This window comes from Novosphingobium sp. AAP83, from assembly GCF_001295795.1.
GTDB lineage: Bacteria > Pseudomonadota > Alphaproteobacteria > Sphingomonadales > Sphingomonadaceae > Novosphingobium.
On record NZ_LJHY01000022.1, the window covers coordinates 67,781 to 86,225 of the forward strand.

Sequence of the window (18,445 nt, forward strand, 5' to 3'; positions counted from 1 at the left end):
CCTTAATTCTATTGCTTTTTCTTGCGAGAGGATGCCCGCAAGGCTGGCTTGAGAATCGCGTAAGGACATTAATTCCGAATGACTAAGCTTGGTTAACCCGTTCGCGGTGCGGACTGCTAAACTGTTCACCAAGAAGGGTAACTATGCGCTCGGCGACAACCTCGGGCGCCTTGACACTCTCGGGACTTTCACCCGGATAGGCTTTGGCGCGCATCTTGGTGCGGGTGGCACCTGGATCAAGCACGGCAACGCGGATGGCCGATGTGTTGCGCACTTCCTGGCCATAGCAATCGAGCAGCACATCGAATGCGGCCTTGGACGATCCATAAGCGGCCCAATAGGGGCGCGGCGTTGCGCCAACGCTGCTGGTCACCCCGATCAAGCGCGCGTCTTTGCTTTTGCGCAACATGCCGTCAAAGCCTGCCAGCAGGGCCTGCGTTGCCAGCACATTCAGCGTCAGCGCGTTATTGAACTCGCGCGGATCGATCTGCCACACAGGAGTGAGTGTTGGGAAGGCAGCGGCGTTGATCACCATGATATCCAGCGCTTCCCAGCGGCCCGATATGGCCGTGGCAAGGCGCGCGATGCCATCGGCTTCGGCAAGATCAACCGGCGCGATCGTGGCGGTGCCACCGGCATCAAAAATCTCTTGCTCGATCTGCTCAAGATCTTTGGTTGCCCGCGCGACAAGGATCACGTGCGCCCCGGCTGCGGCGAGCGCCTTTGCGGTAGCAGCGCCGATGCCACGACTTGCGCCGGTAACCAGCGCCAATTGGCCTGCAAAGGGACCGATGCTGGTCATTTACCCGACCTTTTCGACCGTGAACGACAACTGGGCAGGATTGTCCCGCTCACCAAGGTCGGTCAGGCGCGTCGGGTATTCGCCGCTGAAGCAGGCGTCGCAGTATTGCGGGCAGGCATTGTTGCGCTGCGCTTCGCCCACTGCGCGATAAAGGCCATCGATGGAAACGAAGGCAAGGCTATCGGCATGGATGAAATCAGCCATCGCTTGTACGTCCATGCGCGCGGCCAACAGCTTTGAGCGTTCTGGCGTATCAACGCCATAGAAGCACGAATGCTCGGTCGGCGGGCTGGCGATGCGCATGTGCACTTCGGCCGCACCTGCTTCGCGCATCATCTGCACGATCTTAAGGCTCGTGGTGCCACGCACGATCGAATCATCGATCAGCACAATCCGTTTGCCCGCAACCAGCGCGCGGTTTGCGTTATGTTTGCGTTTCACATCGGCATTGCGCGCGCCGTCCGACGGTTGGATGAAAGTGCGGCCAACATAGTGCGAACGGATAATGCCCAGCTCGAACGGGATGCCTGATTGCTGCGCATAGCCGATTGCTGCTGGTACGCCGCTGTCGGGCACGGGGATCACGATATCGGCATTGGCAGGGCTTTCAATCGCCAATTGCGCACCGATTTCCTTGCGCACCTGATAGACCGAGCGGCCACCCATGATCGAATCCGGGCGGCTGAAATAGACGTGTTCGAAAATGCACGGGCGCGCTTCTGGCTTGCCGAAGGGGCGGTGGCTGCTCAGATTGCCGTCAAGATCAACCTGGACAAGCTCGCCCGGCTCGATTTCGCGCAGGAAATCTGCGCCAACCACATCAAGCGCCACGGTTTCAGACGCGAACACCACCGCATCGCCCATCTTGCCCATCACCAAAGGGCGGATGCCCAATGGATCGCGACAGGCAATCATGCCTTCTGGCGTCATGCAGATCAGCGAATAGGCGCCTTCAACCAGTCGCAAGGCGTCTACGAAGCGGTCCAGCAAAGTGGGGTAGCGGCTTGTAGCGACAAGGTGGATGATCACCTCGGTATCGGACGTCGATTGGAAAATCGCGCCCTTGCGCACCAGATCGCGTTTCAGGAACATCGCGTTCGAGATGTTGCCGTTATGCGCAATGGCAAACCCGCCAGATGCCAGATCGGCAAACAAGGGCTGGACGTTGCGCAATCCTGCACCACCGGTGGTGGAATAGCGCACGTGGCCAGAGGCCATCGTTCCGGGCAATTCGGCAATCGCCGATCCGGTCGAGAAGTTCGCGGCAACATGGCCAATGCCTTTGCGCGAATAGAACTCTTGCCCGTCAAAGCTGGTTATGCCGACCGCTTCCTGCCCGCGATGCTGCAAGGCGTGCAGCCCGAGCGCGGCTGTCGCGGCAGCGTCACGTACGCCGAGTACGCCGAAGATGCCGCACTCTTCGCGCAGTTTGTCATCATCGGAATCGATGTCCCAAGGGGCTTGGTCGCGGAATTCGTTCTGTGAAATCATGGGTCCTCGTGGACTCGCGTGGGTGCGAAGGCACCGGCCAACTTCTGGCGCCCAAATGACGACCTTTGCTGCGGATAGCAAGTGCAAGCTGCGCAAGGTCGTGGGCAATATGGTGGCATAAAGCTTAACTGTAGCAAAATCGGGCGGCACGTCCCCCTTGCAACACGGGGTCCGGCTTGCTGTAGCGGGATAGAGACCGCCCTGGCGCAAATCGCAAGATATACGATAATTCCATGATTTAATTGTAAAATATCAAATCTTGGCGGTCACGTTAGGACCATGCGCCGGTTCCGGTTCCTTGCCTGCACCATCGGCGCTGCTCTTGCCTTTTCCCGTTTTGGCGGAGCTCGCGGTAATCTTTGCGCTGTTAAACCAAATCGCCATTGGCCAGCCCAGGCGAGTGCAGGCCATTGCTGTTTGCAGCGCAGCACCCTACATCTCAAAATGCTTCCAAGGCCAATCGTTTCCAAAAGGGCTGCTGCTTGATCCTCTCACCTTTTGAATGGACCATCGCCAAGCGCTACATGCTGCCGGGCAGAGGGGAAGCGTTTATTGCGCTGGTTGCCGGAATCAGTCTGGTGGCCGTCATGTTGGGCGTCGCCGCACTTGTCATCGTGATGAGCGTGATGAACGGTTTTCGCGCCGAACTTCTCGACAAGATCGTGGGGCTAAATGGCCATGCGATTATCCAAGCTTATGGCGGCAGGCTCGATAACTGGCAGGAAATCCTTAAAAAGGTTGAGCGGACAGAGGGCGTTACCCATGCCTCGCCGCTGATCGAACAGCCTTTGCTCGCCAGCTTCAATGGCCGGGTCGAGGCCATCCTTGTGCGCGGCAATACCGCTGGCGATATCAAAGACCTTGAAAGCAAACGCGTTGACGGCGTCATCGCCTCGCTGCGTCCAGGGGCAAACAATGTCGCGCTTGGTGCCCGATTGGCGCAGAACCTTGGCGCGCGGGTGGGGGACACGATCACGATCATCAACCCGCAGGGCCAATCCACCCCGTTCGGAACGGTGCCGCGTGAGATCGCCTATACCGTTTCAGCCTTGTTCGAGATCGGCATCTACGATTACGATCAGGCCTATGTCGTCATGCCAATCGTGGACGCACAGACATTGCTGCTCACCGGTGATGCGATCGGCATGATCGAAGTGACAACCAAAAACGCCGATACCGTGATGGACACGTTGGGTCCGCTCAAGCAGGAACTGGCAGGCCAAGCCGTTGTCACCGATTGGCGCACAATAAATGCCAGCCTGTTTGAAGCGCTGGCGGTTGAGCGGATTGCGATGTTCATCGTGCTATCGATCATCGTGCTGGTGGCAGTGTTCAACATCTTGTCGTCGCTGATCATGCTGGTGCGCGCCAAAACGCGCGACATTGCAATTTTGCGCACAATGGGCGCGACGCGAAAGTCGTTGCTCAAGGTGTTCGTGACGATCGGTTTTGTGATCGGTGCGCTCGGCACCCTTTCGGGCCTGCTTCTCGGCTTCGTCTTCCTGTTTTTCCGCCAACCCATCGTTAACGCCATCCAGTTTGTTACCGGGCAGAACTTATGGGACCCGTCGATCCGGTTCCTTACCGAACTGCCAAGCCGGTCAGACCCGGTTGAAATCGCCACGATCAGTGTGATGGCGCTGGTGTTCAGTTTCCTTGCCACGCTGTATCCGGCGTTTAAGGCTGCGAGCACAGACCCCGTTCAGGTGCTCCGCTATGAATAACCCCATCGTCCGCCTGCGCGAATTGCGCCGTTCGTTTAGCCAAGGCGGCGTCACGATTGACGTTCTGCGTGGTGTGAACCTTGAAATCCAACCGGGCGAGATTGTCGCGCTGGTCGGGCCTTCGGGGTCGGGCAAATCGACGATGCTTCAAGCCATTGGTCTGCTTGAAGGCGGGTTCTCCGGGCTGATCGAGATTGCCGGCACAGATGCATCAAAGCTGTCCGGCGATGATCGCACGGCGCTACGCCGCGATCATCTGGGTTTTGTCTATCAGTTTCATCACCTTCTGGCTGATTTCAACGCGCTGGAAAACGTGGTCTTGCCGCAACTTGTCGCCGGGACCGAGCGTTCCCAGGCAGATGTCCGGGCAACGGAATTGCTGGGCGCACTGGGCCTTGGCAAGCGGCTCGATCACCGTCCCAGCCAGCTTTCCGGCGGCGAGCAACAGCGTGTTGCCGTGGCGCGCGCGCTGGCCAATCGGCCCGAACTTGTGCTCGCGGATGAGCCGACCGGCAACCTTGATGAAGCAACAGCCGATCGCGTGCTGGAGGAGTTTCTCAAGCTGGTGCGCGGTGAGGGCAGCTCGGCCTTGATCGCAACGCATAATGAACGTTTGGCCTCGCGAATGGATCGTGTTGTGCGCTTGCACGAAGGTGTTTTGCGCGAGGCTTGAGGCACAATCGCGTTGCTCGCGTTCGCGCGCCGTGCAACGTTCGGTAGGCGACAGTCTTCAAGTTACAGGGGAAAAACATGTCCGCGCTTGATTGGAATGCCGAGGCCACGTTGCATGAGCGCGATGATGCCGGGTCAGAACTCCAGTACAATTTCAATGTGATCAAGAAGGCAAGTCTGCGCGATCTCGTCGCTGAAGTGGCAGCGATGACGGCTGATGAGCGCGCACGTTTGATCATCGACATGGCAGGCGGAAAATCGCTTAACGTCGGCGAGATTATGGAACTTGCCAAATCGGAAGGTTTGGTATGAGCAGTCCTCAAACCATCGCTGATTTCAAAGCGAAAAAACCCAATGGCGAGGTGATCGACCTCGCTGAAAAGGCGGGCAAGGTCCTGCTGGTAGTCAATACTGCCTCAAAATGCGGCTTCACCCCGCAGCATGACGGGCTGGAAGCGCTCTGGAAAAAGTACGGCGAGCGCGGCTTTGAAGTGCTGGCCTTTCCGTGCAACCAGTTTGGCGGACAGGAACCCGGTACCGCTGATGAAATCGAAAGCTTCTGCAAGGTCAACTTCGGCCTGAGCTTCCCGCTGATGGCCAAAATTGATGTCAACGGCACGGGCGCTGATCCGCTCTATGAATGGCTCAAGAAAGAAGCGCCCGGCGTGCTTGGCACCAAGGCGATAAAGTGGAACTTCACCAAGTTCCTGATCGGTCGCGATGGCAAAGTTGTCCGCCGCTATGCATCGACTGATAAGCCCGAGAGCATCGCGAAGGACATCGAAGCTCTGCTTTAATCGGGTATCTTGGCAGGGGAAAAACGGGTCGGGCCTCTCGTAAGAGAACGGTCTTTTGCTTACCCTGCCTGAATGCCTCATTCCGCCTTCGTCCCGCTCCGCGTTTTCTCGTCCTACACGATGCTCGATGGGGCGGTGGACCCCAAGGCCATTGCGAAGACGGCGGCAGATCGCGGGTTTCCCGGCGTGGCGATCACCGACAGGAATGGCCTCTACGGCTCGGTCGCTTTTGCCAAAGCGTGCAAGGAAATGGGCGTACAGCCGGTGATCGGCACGATGCTCGCGGTCGCTCGGCCCGAACGCGATGGCGCGGCCACAGGCTTTGGTACCACCCAGCCCACGATTGATTGGCTCGCGCTCTATGCGCAGGACGCCGTGGGCTATGATAACTTGTGCCACCTTGTTAGCCGCGCGCATCTTGATCGGCCGCTAGAGTTTGCGCCGCATGTGGCTTTGGACGACCTTTTTGGCCATTCCGATGGCTTATTGTGCCTGACCGCATCCGGCGAAGGCGCGCTTGTGCGGTTGTTTGGCGGTGAGCAGGAAAGTGCGGCCTTGGCTTATGCCGACCGGCTGCAAGAACTGTTCCCGAACCGCCTCTATATCGAAATCGCCCGCCGCAACGATCCGATTGAGGACGCCGCCGAAACGGCCCTGATCGACCTGGCCTATGCGCGCGATCTGCCCTTGGTCGCCACCAACCCCGCCTGCTTTTCCGAACGCGCTTTTTACGAAGCGCATGATGCCATGTTGTGCATCGCCAGTTCCACGCACGTCGATAGCACCGATCGCCCGCGTTCAAGCCGCGAGTGGTGGATCAAGCCGGCAGAAGTGATGGAGGAACTGTTCAAGGACCTGCCCGAAGCACTCGCCAATACGCTTATCGTTGCACAACGCTGCGCCGTCATGCCACCCAAGCGCAAGCCTATCCTGCCAAGCCTTGCAGGCGACCAGGAGGGTGAAGCGCGGATGTGCGGCGCTGACAGCCGCAAAGGCCTCGTGATGCGCCTAAAGCCTTATTACCCCGAGGTGGCGCACGAGGAACTTGATCGCCTGCTGTGTCTGGGGCCTGATGTTGAACCCGATGCAGCCGGCTACCATGAACTGGCGGCAGCAGGCGTTTGGGACGAAGTGCTCGGCTATCGCCAGCGCCTCGAATTCGAAGTCGGCATTATCAACCGCATGGGTTTTGGCGGGTACTTCCTCATCGTGGCCGATTTCATCAAGTGGGCCAAGGATCAGGGCATTCCGGTGGGGCCGGGGCGCGGGTCAGGTGCAGGCTCGCTGGTTGCGTGGGCGCTGACGATTACCGATCTTGATCCGATCAAGCTGGGCCTGCTTTTCGAGCGCTTCCTCAATCCCGAACGCGTTTCCATGCCAGACTTCGATATCGACTTTTGCGAAACGCGGCGCGGCGAAGTGATCCGCTATGTGCAGCAAAAATACGGGCAAGACCACGTCGCCCAGATCATCACCTTCGGCAAGCTGAAGGCTCGCGCGGTGCTGCGCGATACGGGCCGCATCCTGCAAATGAGTTACGGCCAGACTGACCGGCTGTGCAAGATGATACCCAACCATCCGACAGACCCTTGGCCGCTGCCACGCGCACTGAACGGCGTATTGGAACTGAAGCGCGAATACGACCGCGATCCCGAGGTCAAGCGCCTGATCGATCTGGCGATGCAGCTTGAAGGCCTGCCGCGCAACAGTTCCACCCACGCGGCCGGTGTGGTGATCGGGGACCGTCCTCTGGCGCAATTGGTGCCGCTTTACCGCGATCCGCGTTCGGATATGCCGGTCACGCAGTTTGACATGAAGCATGTCGAGGACGCAGGGCTGGTCAAGTTCGACTTCCTCGGCCTCAAAACACTATCGGTCCTGCGCAAGGCAGTGGACTTGCTCGGCAAGCGCCAGATCGAGATCGATTTGTCCGCGCTCGCATGGGATGATGAACAGACCTACAAACTGCTGCAATCGGGCGATACCGTTGGCGTGTTCCAGCTTGAATCCGAAGGTATGCGGCGCACGCTGGCGGCGGTAAAGCCCACCAACTTCGGAGACATTATTGCGCTCGTCTCGCTCTATCGTCCGGGTCCGATGGACAACATTCCACTGTTCGGACGCCGCAAAAACGGGCTTGAGGCGATTGAATATCCTCACGAAAAGCTGAGCGTGATCCTCGCGGAAACCTACGGGATTTTCGTCTATCAGGAACAGGTCATGCAGGCCGCGCAGATCCTTGCGGGCTATTCGCTGGGCGACGCCGACCTTCTGCGCCGCGCGATGGGCAAAAAAGACCAGAAGGAAATGGACGCGCAGCGTCAGCGGTTCGCCGATGGCTGCAAGACCGTTTCGGGCATCGAAAAAGGCAAAGCCAACGAACTGTTCGATTTGATCGACAAGTTCGCAGGATATGGTTTCAACAAATCACACGCTGCCGCCTATGCGCTGCTTGCCTATCAAACCGCGTGGCTGAAAACGCATTATCCGCACGAATTCTATGCCGCCTCAATGTGCTTCGATATGCACCAGTCGGAAAAGCTATCGATCTTTGTCGATGACATGCGCCGCAACAGTGTCGCGCTGGCCGGGCCTGACATCAACCACTCGGTTGCCGAATTCACGGTGGAGCGCACGCATGATGGCTACGCTGTGCGCTATGCCTTGGCTGGCCTGCGCAATGTCGGCGAAAAAGCGATGGAGCAGATCGTTGAAGAGCGCGAGACCAAGGGAACCTTCGTTTCGCTGGATGACCTGTTCCGCCGCATCCCGGCAGGGGCCATGAACCGGCGGCAGTTGGAAGCGCTGGCCGCAGGCGGCGCGCTCGATTGTCTGGAACCCAACCGCGCACAAGTCATCGCCAATGCCGAACTTCTTATGGCAGTGGCCGATGAAGCCTCACGCTCTCGCACATCGGGTCAGGGCGGTCTGTTCGGCGGCGATGATCATGCGGTGCCCTCCACGCGTCTTTCCGATTCCAAACCATGGTCGCGTTCAGATCAGATGACAGCCGAGCGCGAAAACTTCGGCTTCTACTTTGCGGCGCACCCAGTTGAGGAATATCGCGCCGTCGCATCGGCCAATGGTGCACGCACGTTTGGCAGCTTGATTGGCGGCACGGGGGAGGTGGCAGGACGCTCCGCCGCCGTGATGGCCGCGCTGGTCGAGAATGTGCAGAAGCGCAAGACGAAGAAGGGCAAGGACTTTGTCATGGCCGACTTCTCTGACAGTTCCGGCCTGTTTTCCGCTTCATGCTTTGAGGAAAGCCTTGTCGAACCGTTCCAGACCTGGGCAAAGGAGGGAACCTGCGTTCTGCTCAATGTTGAACTCGACAGGCCCAACCCGGACGAAGCCCCGCGCGTAACCGTGCGCGGCGCTCAGCCTTTGGCCTCTGTCACCAGCGCCTCGCGGATGCTTTTGAAGCTTGAGGTTACGCGTCCAGAGGCCATCGCCGAACTTGCCCTGCTGTTGCCGCGCAGCACCGATGCCAAGGGCGAAGTGCTCGCACGCCTCAAAACCGGCGGCCCGCGTGAACCATTGGTACGGCTTGGCAACAATTTTAAACTTGATAGCGATTTAATCGAACGATTGATTCCGATAGAAGGAATCGCCAATGTGGCGCTGAGCGCGAGGCCGGAAAGGTATCTGCGTTTGGTAGAATAAAAAACGGAGAGAGATGTGACTCAGCAGCTTGGCGCAATGCAGGACTGGAAGCTGCGTGTAACGCACCTGATCGATCACGCCGCGCGTGAACATGGGGACCGCGAGATTGTTAGCCGCTGGGCCGATGGTTCAGAAACACGCACCAACTGGGCGGGTATCCGGCACGACGCTTTGCGCATGACTCAGGCCTTGCGCCGGCTCGGCATCCAGCCTGGCGACCGGATTGCAACGCTGGCGATGAATCATTCACGCCATCTGGTCACATGGTATGGTGCGGTGGGAGCGGGCGGAATTCTCCACACGATCAACCCGCGCCTGTTTGATGACCAGCTTGATTACATCGTCAATCATGCTGAAGACCGCGTGATGCTGTTCGACAAAATCTGGGCACCGATTGTTGAGCGGATGAAGCCGCGTTGGCCGACGGTTGAACATTATATCTGCTTTGATAACAGCGAACCTGCGCTTCATTTCGAAGAATGGCTGTCCCCGGAAGATGGCCACACCGAATGGTCTGACGGCGATGAACGTGACGCCTGCATGCTCTGTTACACCAGCGGCACGACCGGCAATCCCAAGGGTGTCATTTACGAGCATCGCTCCACAATGCTGCACGCGTTAAGCGCCATCAGCCCGCCAGTGTTTGGGATGGATTGCCGTTCGGTGATGCTGCCTATTGTGCCAATGTTCCACGCGGCCAGTTGGGGGCTGCCATGGGCAGGGGCTGCTGCTGGGGCGAAGTTTGTCTACTCGGCGGTCAACGATGGTGCGGTGTTGTGCGATCTGATCGAGCGCGAAAAGGTTACCTGCTCTGCGGGTGTGCCAACCGTCTGGCTGGCCCTGTTCCAGCATATCGATGCCAATGGCGGAAAGCTCCCGGCGAGCCTTGAAACCGTGGTCTGCGGCGGATCGGCCATGCCGCGCACCATGATCGAACGCCTGATGCGGCAAGGTGTGCGCGTCGCCCATGCCTGGGGCATGACGGAAACTTCGCCCATCGGCACAACCGGTGCCGAAACGTGGAATTGGGACGAGCTGACTTTCGAGGAAAAAGTCACCATCAAATCTATGCAGGGACGCCCGCCATTCGGCGTCGAGATCCGTTGCGTCGATCTGGATGATCCTACCAAAGTCCTGCCGCGCGATGGTGTTACCGCCGGAGCCTTGCAAGTGCGCGGACCTTGGGTGGTCAAGCGCTATTTCAAAGCTGAAGATGACGCGGTGACGGCGGGGCAGTGGTTTGATACCGGTGATGTCGGCCTGATCTATCCCGATGGCACGCTTCATCTGACAGACCGTACAAAGGATGTGATCAAGTCCGGCGGCGAATGGATCAGTTCGGTGGCTTTAGAGAATGCAGCCATCGGGCACCCCGCCGTGAGCGAGGCAGCCGCAATCGGCGTGTTCCACCCGAAATGGGATGAGCGGCCGCTGTTGGTCGTCGTCAAAAAGCCCGGTGCAGACGTGTCCGGGGATGATTTGCGCGAGTTTCTGCTCGGTCATGTGGCCAAATGGTGGGTTCCTGACGCGGTCGTGTTTGTTGACCAGATCCCGCATACCGGCACCGGCAAGATCAGCAAAAAAGATCTGCGTGAACAGTTCTCCAGCTATGCCTGGGACGCAGGCGGATAAACATCGGCCGAATGGGAGGCGGGTCTATGCTGGCGAAACCCGGCCGAGATTTATCGCGCCCCTTCAAAGCACGGGAATTTTGGATTTACCGGGCCGCGAGATGCGCAGGGAAACAATTCTTAACATGTCATTCCGGACTCTTTTTTTTTGAAAGAAACCATATCGTTACCGGAGATTGAATAGCTTAACGCAGTATTGGCAGCTCAGTGATGGGGGTGGGTAGATCGAAGTTGGACCCAAAAGAAATCGACAGAAATCGACAACGAATTTAACGTCTCCACCGTAATAAAATGTTTCTCCCAAGTAACATGGTCGCCCATAATATAAAATAGTTAAGCGTTCGTCGTTATAACATAGCATTATATGGGCCAATACGGCTGTATATTTGGGTGATTCTGAAAATAGGGTCGCCGTTATTATGTTGGCATTGAATGATGATTTAGCGGTGTCCCGTCTACGAAAGATTTGGATCGAACTTGGTGAGCTGATTAACGCGGATAATTCCAACGTCTATGAGTCTTCTGAACGCTTTAAGGCATCGCGCAGATCAACCCCGCCAGCCTTTTTGTTCAGCGATGATGCAGCGCTCGTGCTTGCCAAAGGACTTTACCGGATTCGGCGCAAGCGGAATGAGTTTTTTTCAGAATCACTGTTTGCTGATCCCAGTTGGGACATCCTTTTGGAGCTTTTTGTACGCCGCTGCGAAGGCAAACCTATTAGGGTGAAGAGCGTTTGTATTGCTTCGGGGGTGCCAGCAACAACTGCACTGCGCTGGATCAGTTTATTGGTCAAAGAAGGGCTTGTGGAAAGAAAGAACGATTCGTTGGATTTACGAGTCCGTTGGATTAAATTGAGTGATCTAGGCTTCGAAAAAATGCATAAGCTTTTGCTTTCGTTAGTTGAGCAGAAGGAAGTCTCGTACGATTTTGGAAGTGATCGTAATGTCGCGCGAGAAGCGCGTTGATCGATGATCATCACGAGGACGTTCCCACGGAACAATCGCCGTGGCGGGATGCTGAACATTTGCCTCCCGTTATCGAGATCAATCGCGAATGGATTGCACGGGACGCGAAGTGGTCCGTCGAATTGGTCACATTGATTGCCATTTTTTGTGTCGGTTGCGCGTTTGCGATTCCCGCGTTTATCTAAAGTTTTTTGGCAAGAGCTGACCGTTCAAGTTTCGAGAAGCCTCGGCATCAGTTCGACAAAGTTGCAGGGCCGGTTGCGGCTATCCAACTGTTCCGCCAAAATGCCGTCCCAGCCATCTTTGACCGCCCCGTTCGACCCGGGCAGAGCAAAGATATAGGTGCCGCGGGCCACAACCGCGCAAGCCCGCGACTGAATGGTGCTGGTGCCGATGGTTTTGAAACTGAGCCAACGGAACAGTTCGCCAAAGCCGGGAATGTCGCGGGTTTTGACGCGTTCGAGCGCTTCAGGGGTCACATCGCGCCCGGTCAGGCCGGTGCCGCCAGTGATAATGACTGCATCAACCAGACGGTCGTCAATCCAGTTGTTCAGGCGGCTTGCGATACGGTCGGCATCGTCTTTTTCGATGGCACGCGTGGTCAGTTTATGGCCTGCCGCTTTGATCCGCTCCGCCAGAATATTGCCCGATGTATCATCAGCAGATGTGCGCGTATCCGATACCGTCAGCAACGCGATGTTGATCGGCTTGAAGGTCCGCGCAGGATCAATTGCCACGGGCAGCGATCCTGACGTTTTGCGCGCCTGCAAGGCCCGGAAACTTGGGCCACATGCCCTGCACAAGGCCAAGGCGGCTTTCTGATGGCCCACCGGCCTGCCGTTCATACATCCAGTAATTGCGCATTACGATCGAAACGTAACCGCGTGTTTCCCAATAGGGGATCGATTCCATCCACAACAGCGGATCGTTGCCGCCGCGGATTTCGGTGTTCCAACGCGAAACCGGCGTAGGCCCGGCATTATAAGCGGCCATGACTTTGGGCAGGAGGCCTTGCGTGGCATCGGAATAGTGCAATTGTTGAAGGTATTGCTGGCCGAACGCCAGGTTCACATCCGGCAAATCAAGCTGGCTGTCACGTCCTGCCATTTGCGGTTCAGCCCGTGCCATATCGCGGGCAGTGCCCGGGCGAAGCTGCATCAGGCCTTTGGCGCCGGCGGGACTGGTAACAGATGTGCGGAAATTTGATTCTTGCAGCGAATGGGCAAACAGCAACGCCGGATCCACCTTCCAGCCTGTTGTCGGAACCCATTTTGGTGCCGGAAACCGCGCTGCGGCATCGGGGCGTGCGCCGGTTGGCGCATTGTACGCCATCCACAATTGCGTTGATGGCAAGCCAAGATCACGCGCCAAACGCGAAAGCGGCGCGTATTGTCCGGGATCACCGATGCGGGCCTGATGGCGCAGAACCTCGTCGGCCAGCCCATCTTTGCCGATCTCGGCCAATTGCACAGCGGTGCGGATATTGGGAACGCTGCGCAGGTTTTGCCAATCGCTGGCTGAAAAGTCAGGTGCTGCAACCGGGCTGCTTTCGCGCATGCCCAAGGCTTCTTGCGCCATCATCCCGTAAAGCGTTTCGCCAAACCGGGCAGCGGATCGCATCGATGAGGCTACCAGTTCTGGTTTGCGGCAACGCATCGCTGCACGCGCCGCCCAATAATGCGCAGCAGAGGTCAGTTCATCGTTGTAAGAGCCGGTTGCGGTTCTGGTGAATGCGTCAGCCGCCGTGAGGCAATCGCCCAGACGCCAACTAGCCATTCCCACCGTCCAGTAAGCCTCGGCCACCCAAGGCCCGCTGCCTTCAGCCGCAGTCAGTGAAATAGCTCGAGCAGTGGCATCGTCATTCTCGATATAGAATGCCCAGCCGATTTTCTGCCGCCATTCTGCGCGAGCTTCGGGCGACAAATTGGCATCAACACCATCGAGCAGCACGCGGGCACCTACGGGGTCGTCCAGTTTGATGCGTTGCGTGATGGCCAAAGACACGCTTTCGGGCATCGTCCCGTCGGCAATTGAACGCGGGCGGATGCGTTTTGAAACCGATGGCAGCGAAACAAACCGCTGTGCTTGCGGCAATTCGGGAATGCCCAAGGCCCCGCGTTTCAAGGCTAGCCTGCCCAGTTGCTCTGCCCAAGGAAGGCTGGGGGCGGCATTCAACACTTCGGTGATGGGTACCAGTTCCGCCTTGGGCGACGTGGCGGCCAGAATAAACTGCGCGCGCGCCACAGGATGCAATGGCCCATCGGCGCGCTGCGAAAACAATGCCTGAACCTGCGCCCAGTCCTCCTGTTCAATAGCACCAAACAGCGTCTTGTAATAAGACCGCTCATCATAGCTGAGCAAAGACGGCACCGCAGTACGATCAGCCCGGCCACGGAAGTAATCAACCGCCGCGCTGTTGGCATAGGCAGGCAAAGCCGCCGTGGCGGCAATCGCAGTTGCTGCCAGCAGAAGTGTGCCCCGAAACGTACATCGTGCAGCGCGAGCCAGTTTCACTTTGATTCCGTCCCTGTCCAATTGAGCCAGCGGCCCCAGAAGCCCGCTTTCAAAGCGGGGCGTGCCAGCATGGCATCAAGATCCCAAGCCGACATCGCAACGATCTGTGAAGACTCTTGATTAATTGCGCGTAAACCGTGAGCCAAATTCGTTGGATCGTGTCCAAGAAGCGCCGAAACGCCCGTTGCGCCCAAGATTAGAAGCTTTTGCGGGGCGGCAAGCGCAATGTGGTGCAGTAATACGTCGCCCAATCCCGTGGCACGCAACGCTGCCCAATCCGGCATCGGCACATGCGCAGGCAGCGCTGATGCCAGATAAGTTTCCGTTCGGGCGATGCCCATTGCATCCAACATGGCATAAAGCAAACGACCGGCACGTCCGCTTAACAAAGCCTCTCCGTCATCTGGTGCAGGCATCGGCACCAAAATCATCAGCTTGGCGTTGGCTGCGCCAATCGGTGCCAATCGCGCAAGGCCAGCAGGGGCGAGCGGGCCCTCTGCAAGCCACCAGGGCGCAAATGCTTCTAGCGATTGTGGCCATCCTGAACGGTCAATCACCACCGGTGCAGGCGGCGAATCGCGTTCTGCCACCAGTTCTCGCAGAGGCTTCATCGGGGCAGGGGGCTGGGGATCAGACGGGCGATGGATTTGCGCCAGCCAGTCTTGCGGATCGTCGACAAACGTCCCGTCCACACCGGCATCACGCCACCAGTCCAACGCCGCCGCGAGGGCTTCGCTCCAGTTTGCGTGCTCTATGTCCGCGGCCTCGGTCAAACTGTCTTTCCTCATAGTCCGATTTGCGGTCTTGACCTTCACGATGGCCTCTTTCAAGGCATAAAGCGAATTTCAATGCGCAATTAGTCGGGAGTACGCGGGCATGAGCGAACGGGAATCGATGCCGTATGACGTGGTCATCGTGGGCGGTGGGCCGGCAGGCCTTGCCGCGTCGATCCGGCTGAAGCAGGCCAATCCGGAAATCGCTGTCTGCGTTCTGGAAAAGGGTTCCGAAATCGGCGCGCACATCCTTTCGGGCGCCGTGGTCGATCCCAAAGCCCTCGATGAACTCCTGCCCGAATGGCGCGAACAGGGCTGCCCAATGGCAGAAACCCCCGTCACCGATAACTGGCACTGGGTCCTGTCGAAAACCGGTAAGATGAGCATTCCGCACTGGCCCATGCCTGCATTCATGTCGAACCACGGCAATTACACCGGTAGCCTTGGCAATCTGTGTCGCTGGCTGTCCGAACAGGCGATGGAACTGGGCGTTGAAATCTTCCCCGGCTTTGCCGCTGCCGAAGTGCTGTTTGATGAAAACGGCGCTGTCATGGGTGTTGCCACCGGCGATATGGGCGTTGCCAAGGATGGATCGCACAAGAGTGATTACCAGCCCGGCATGGAGCTCCACGCCAAGTACACGCTGTTTGCCGAAGGCGCGCGCGGCAGCCTGACCAAGCGGTTGAAGGCTCACTTTGATCTGGAACGCGATTGCGAACCGCAAGTTTATGGCATCGGTATCAAGGAACTATGGGACATTGATCCCGAAAAGCATGTTCCGGGCCGCGTCCTTCACACGCAGGGTTGGCCGCTATCGGAATCCAATTCTTGGGGCGGTGGCTTCCTTTATCATCAGGCCAACAACCAAGTCGCCTTGGGCTTCGTCACCGCGCTCGATTACGCCAACCCCTACGTCTATCCGTTTGAGGAATTCCAGCGCTGGAAGCAGCACCCTGCCATCCGTGAGATCCTCGAAGGCGGTCGTCGCGTTTCGTATGGCGCGCGTGCGATCAACGAAGGCGGTTGGCAGTCGGTGCCGCGTCTGTCGTTCCCCGGCGGCGCGCTGATCGGGTGCTCGGCAGGTTTCGTCAACGTGCCGCGTATCAAGGGCAGCCACACCGCGATGAAAAGCGGCATGCTGGCGGCGGATTCGATTGTCGCTGCGATGGCCGCTGGCCGCGAAAAGGACGATATGGTCGAATACGACACTGCCGTTCGTGAAAGCTGGATCGCCACGGAACTCAAGAAGGTTCAAAACGCCCAGCCGCTTGTTGCCAAGTTCGGTGGTGAACTTGGTACCGTTTTGGCAGGCACCGATATGTGGCTGCGCACCATTGCCGGGTTTGGCATATGGAAGCCGATGAAGCACCACAAGGACGCCGAGGCCACGCAGCGCGCCGACCTTTACAAGCCGATCACATATCCCAAGCCAGATGGCACGATCACCTTCGATCGCCTTACCAGCGTGGCCTTTTCCTATACCAATCACGAGGAGGACCAACCGTGCCACCTCGTGCTCAAAGACCCGACGGTGCCAACGCGCATCAACCTGCCGATCTATGCAGGCCCCGAAGCGCGTTATTGCCCCGCAGGCGTCTATGAGTACATCGGTGTGGAAGAAGGCAATCCGCGCCTGCAAATCAACGCTCAGAACTGTGTCCACTGCAAAACCTGCGACATCAAGGACATGACCCAGAACATCGAATGGGTCACCCCCGAAGGCGGCGGCGGACCCAACTATCCGAACATGTAACAGTTCCTCCCCGAAACGGGGAGGGGAGGAATAGTGCGCGAAACGGCTTTTGCTAAGATCAACCTTGCGCTGCACGTGCGGCAGCGGCGGGATGATGGCTACCATGAACTCGAAACGCTGTTTGCGTTTGTGGATGGGGGCGATGAACTTGCCGCCGGGCCTGCATCGCGCGATGAACTGCGCGTAACCGGCGAGTTTGGCAGGGCGTTGGATGACCCATTCGGCAATATCGTCGCCAAGGCTTTGGCCGGTTTGCCGCATGGGGCGGGGTGGGCGGTCACCCTTGAAAAGAACTTGCCCGTCGCCGCAGGGCTGGGCGGCGGTTCCGCCGATGCGGGCGCGATCTTCCGTATGGTTGAACGTGAGTACGGCCTGCCACACGATTGGCGCGAAAAGGCCGCAAAGCTGGGCGCTGATGTTCCGGCCTGCGTCGAAAGCCGCGCGTGCATCGGGCGCGGCACGGGTACGGAACTTGAACCCATCGCCAATGATCTGGCGGGATGTCCCGTTCTATTGGTAAACCCGCGCATACCACTGGCCACCGGGCCGGTGTTCAAAGGCTGGGACGGCATAGATCGCGGCCTGCTCGAAGGCGACACCCTGCGCGAAATGACGCTTTCGGGCCGTAACGATCTGGAAGTGCCTGCTCTCGCATTGGTGCCACAAATCGCCGAAGTTCTGGCCACTTTGCGCCATACAAAACCATGGATCGCGCGCATGTCCGGCTCGGGCGCCACTTGCTTTGCGCTTTACGATACCGCCGCCCAACGTGATGCCGCACAGAAAGCCATGCCCCGCGAATGGTGGACATTGGCAGGAGCGTTGCGATGAGCGAGGCCTATCGCCTTATCGGGACCCCGCGCTTTGGCGGCATCCTCGTCGTCTCGGACCATGCCTCTAACCGCGTGCCGGATGACATTGACCTCGGTATCGCGCCCGAACTCCTTGATCAGCACATCGCTGTCGATATCGGCGTTAGCGCAATCGGCGAATTGATGGCCCGGCGCCCCGGCTTTGCGGCGTTTCAGGGCAACGTCAGCCGCCTCGTCTGCGATTTCAACCGCGATGAACATCTCCCCACGGTCGTTCCCATTGCCAGCGATGGCCATGCCATTTCCGGCAACGCACTTGATCACGCAGGCCACGAAGCGCGCCTTGCCCGGTTTTTCCGCCCCTATCACGCAGCGTTAGAGGCGCTGCTAGCCAACACCCCGCAAGCACTGATCCTGTCGCTCCACAGCTTTACCCCGCAATTGGCGTCGAGCGATGAGCCGCGCCCTTGGCATGTCGGCGTGCTTTATAACAATGACGACCGCGCCGCCGGCATCGCGATTCCGATGCTCGCAGCCGAAGGGCTCAACGTCGGCGATCAGCTTCCCTATTCCGGCAAACTGCTCAACGCGACGATGAACCGCCATGCCGAAGCAGATGGCCGCCCCTACCTCGGTATTGAAGTGCGGCAAGACCTGATCACAACCGCGCAAGGCCAAGCCGAATGGGCTGAGCGGTTGGCTCGCATCGCCAATCAAGTTGCGGTTGCAATTACCTAATGTTTTTGGGGCTTTTTCAACTGACACGAAGGTAATTTATCCTTCGACGGACGGGCGTGGCTGGGTTAGTTGCAAAGCGATTCGTCTATAAAACCTGATTCCTTGTCTGG

The 18,445-nt window shown here is 58.2% G+C and carries 15 protein-coding genes; 10 read left to right on the forward strand and 5 right to left on the reverse strand.

The window, feature by feature from the left end:
* Positions 1 to 82: 82 nt before the first annotated feature.
* Positions 83 to 802, reverse strand: coding sequence for an SDR family NAD(P)-dependent oxidoreductase (locus tag IP81_RS11980; protein ID WP_054108235.1), 720 nt, complete (start codon positions 800 to 802; stop codon positions 83 to 85).
* Positions 803 to 2,293, reverse strand: coding sequence for an amidophosphoribosyltransferase (purF, locus tag IP81_RS11985; protein WP_054108236.1), 1,491 nt, complete (start codon positions 2,291 to 2,293; stop codon positions 803 to 805).
* Positions 2,294 to 2,775: 482 nt separating this feature from the next.
* Here purF and IP81_RS11990 point away from each other — a divergent pair, with 482 nt between their 5' ends.
* From IP81_RS11990 to IP81_RS12020, 7 genes are all read left to right on the forward strand, one after another.
* A complete protein-coding gene (locus tag IP81_RS11990) occupies positions 2,776 to 4,017 on the forward strand; it encodes a lipoprotein-releasing ABC transporter permease subunit (RefSeq protein WP_054108526.1) in 1,242 nt (413 codons plus the stop codon).
* Positions 4,010 to 4,690, forward strand: a complete 681-nt coding sequence (locus IP81_RS11995; RefSeq protein ID WP_054108237.1) for an ABC transporter ATP-binding protein — start codon at positions 4,010 to 4,012, stop codon at positions 4,688 to 4,690. The genes IP81_RS11990 and IP81_RS11995 overlap by 8 nt, the downstream gene beginning before the upstream one ends.
* A 77-nt stretch (positions 4,691 to 4,767) precedes the next feature.
* Positions 4,768 to 5,001, forward strand: a complete 234-nt coding sequence (locus IP81_RS12000; RefSeq protein WP_054108238.1) for a hypothetical protein — start codon at positions 4,768 to 4,770, stop codon at positions 4,999 to 5,001.
* Positions 4,998 to 5,486 (forward strand): glutathione peroxidase, encoded by a 489-nt coding sequence (locus IP81_RS12005; RefSeq protein WP_054108239.1) that lies wholly within the window; start codon positions 4,998 to 5,000, stop codon positions 5,484 to 5,486. Before IP81_RS12000 ends, IP81_RS12005 begins: the two co-directional genes overlap by 4 nt.
* Positions 5,487 to 5,558: 72 nt before the next feature.
* The gene (gene dnaE, locus IP81_RS12010; RefSeq protein ID WP_054108240.1) at positions 5,559 to 9,149 is read left to right on the forward strand and encodes a DNA polymerase III subunit alpha; all 3,591 of its coding nucleotides are present in this window, start codon (positions 5,559 to 5,561) and stop codon (positions 9,147 to 9,149) included.
* A 36-nt stretch (positions 9,150 to 9,185) separates the two neighbouring features.
* Positions 9,186 to 10,781: a long-chain fatty acid--CoA ligase gene (locus tag IP81_RS12015; RefSeq protein ID WP_054108241.1), complete on the forward strand. Its 1,596-nt coding sequence runs from the start codon at positions 9,186 to 9,188 to the stop codon at positions 10,779 to 10,781.
* A 385-nt stretch (positions 10,782 to 11,166) separates the two neighbouring features.
* Positions 11,167 to 11,745 (forward strand): MarR family winged helix-turn-helix transcriptional regulator, encoded by a 579-nt coding sequence (locus IP81_RS12020; protein WP_157573188.1) that lies wholly within the window; start codon positions 11,167 to 11,169, stop codon positions 11,743 to 11,745.
* Positions 11,746 to 11,954: 209 nt separating this feature from the next.
* Here the strand turns inward: IP81_RS12020 and moaB are convergent, their stop codons facing one another.
* From moaB to IP81_RS12040, 3 genes are read right to left on the reverse strand one after another with little or no spacing between them, the layout of a single operon-like run.
* Positions 11,955 to 12,482 (reverse strand): molybdenum cofactor biosynthesis protein B, encoded by a 528-nt coding sequence (moaB, locus tag IP81_RS12030; protein ID WP_054108244.1) that lies wholly within the window; start codon positions 12,480 to 12,482, stop codon positions 11,955 to 11,957.
* Complete coding sequence (locus IP81_RS12035; protein WP_082356128.1) at positions 12,472 to 14,259, reverse strand: lytic transglycosylase domain-containing protein; 1,788 nt, start codon at positions 14,257 to 14,259, stop codon at positions 12,472 to 12,474. The genes moaB and IP81_RS12035 overlap by 11 nt, the downstream gene beginning before the upstream one ends.
* On the reverse strand, positions 14,256 to 15,032 hold the full coding sequence (locus IP81_RS12040) for a uracil-DNA glycosylase family protein (protein WP_054108527.1): 777 nt from the start codon (positions 15,030 to 15,032) through the stop codon (positions 14,256 to 14,258). The genes IP81_RS12035 and IP81_RS12040 overlap by 4 nt, the downstream gene beginning before the upstream one ends.
* A gap of 103 nt (positions 15,033 to 15,135) precedes the next feature.
* Between IP81_RS12040 and IP81_RS12045 the strand changes: the two genes are divergently transcribed.
* Genes IP81_RS12045 through IP81_RS12055 form a run of 3 tightly spaced genes read left to right on the forward strand, consistent with a single transcriptional unit; the run spans position 15,136 to position 18,335 of the window.
* The gene (locus tag IP81_RS12045) at positions 15,136 to 16,785 is read left to right on the forward strand and encodes an electron transfer flavoprotein-ubiquinone oxidoreductase (RefSeq protein ID WP_054108246.1); all 1,650 of its coding nucleotides are present in this window, start codon (positions 15,136 to 15,138) and stop codon (positions 16,783 to 16,785) included.
* Positions 16,786 to 16,818: 33 nt separating this feature from the next.
* A complete protein-coding gene (locus IP81_RS12050; protein ID WP_054108247.1) occupies positions 16,819 to 17,616 on the forward strand; it encodes a 4-(cytidine 5'-diphospho)-2-C-methyl-D-erythritol kinase in 798 nt (265 codons plus the stop codon).
* Positions 17,613 to 18,335: an N-formylglutamate amidohydrolase gene (locus IP81_RS12055; RefSeq protein WP_054108248.1), complete on the forward strand. Its 723-nt coding sequence runs from the start codon at positions 17,613 to 17,615 to the stop codon at positions 18,333 to 18,335. Before IP81_RS12050 ends, IP81_RS12055 begins: the two co-directional genes overlap by 4 nt.
* Positions 18,336 to 18,445: the final 110 nt, after the last annotated feature.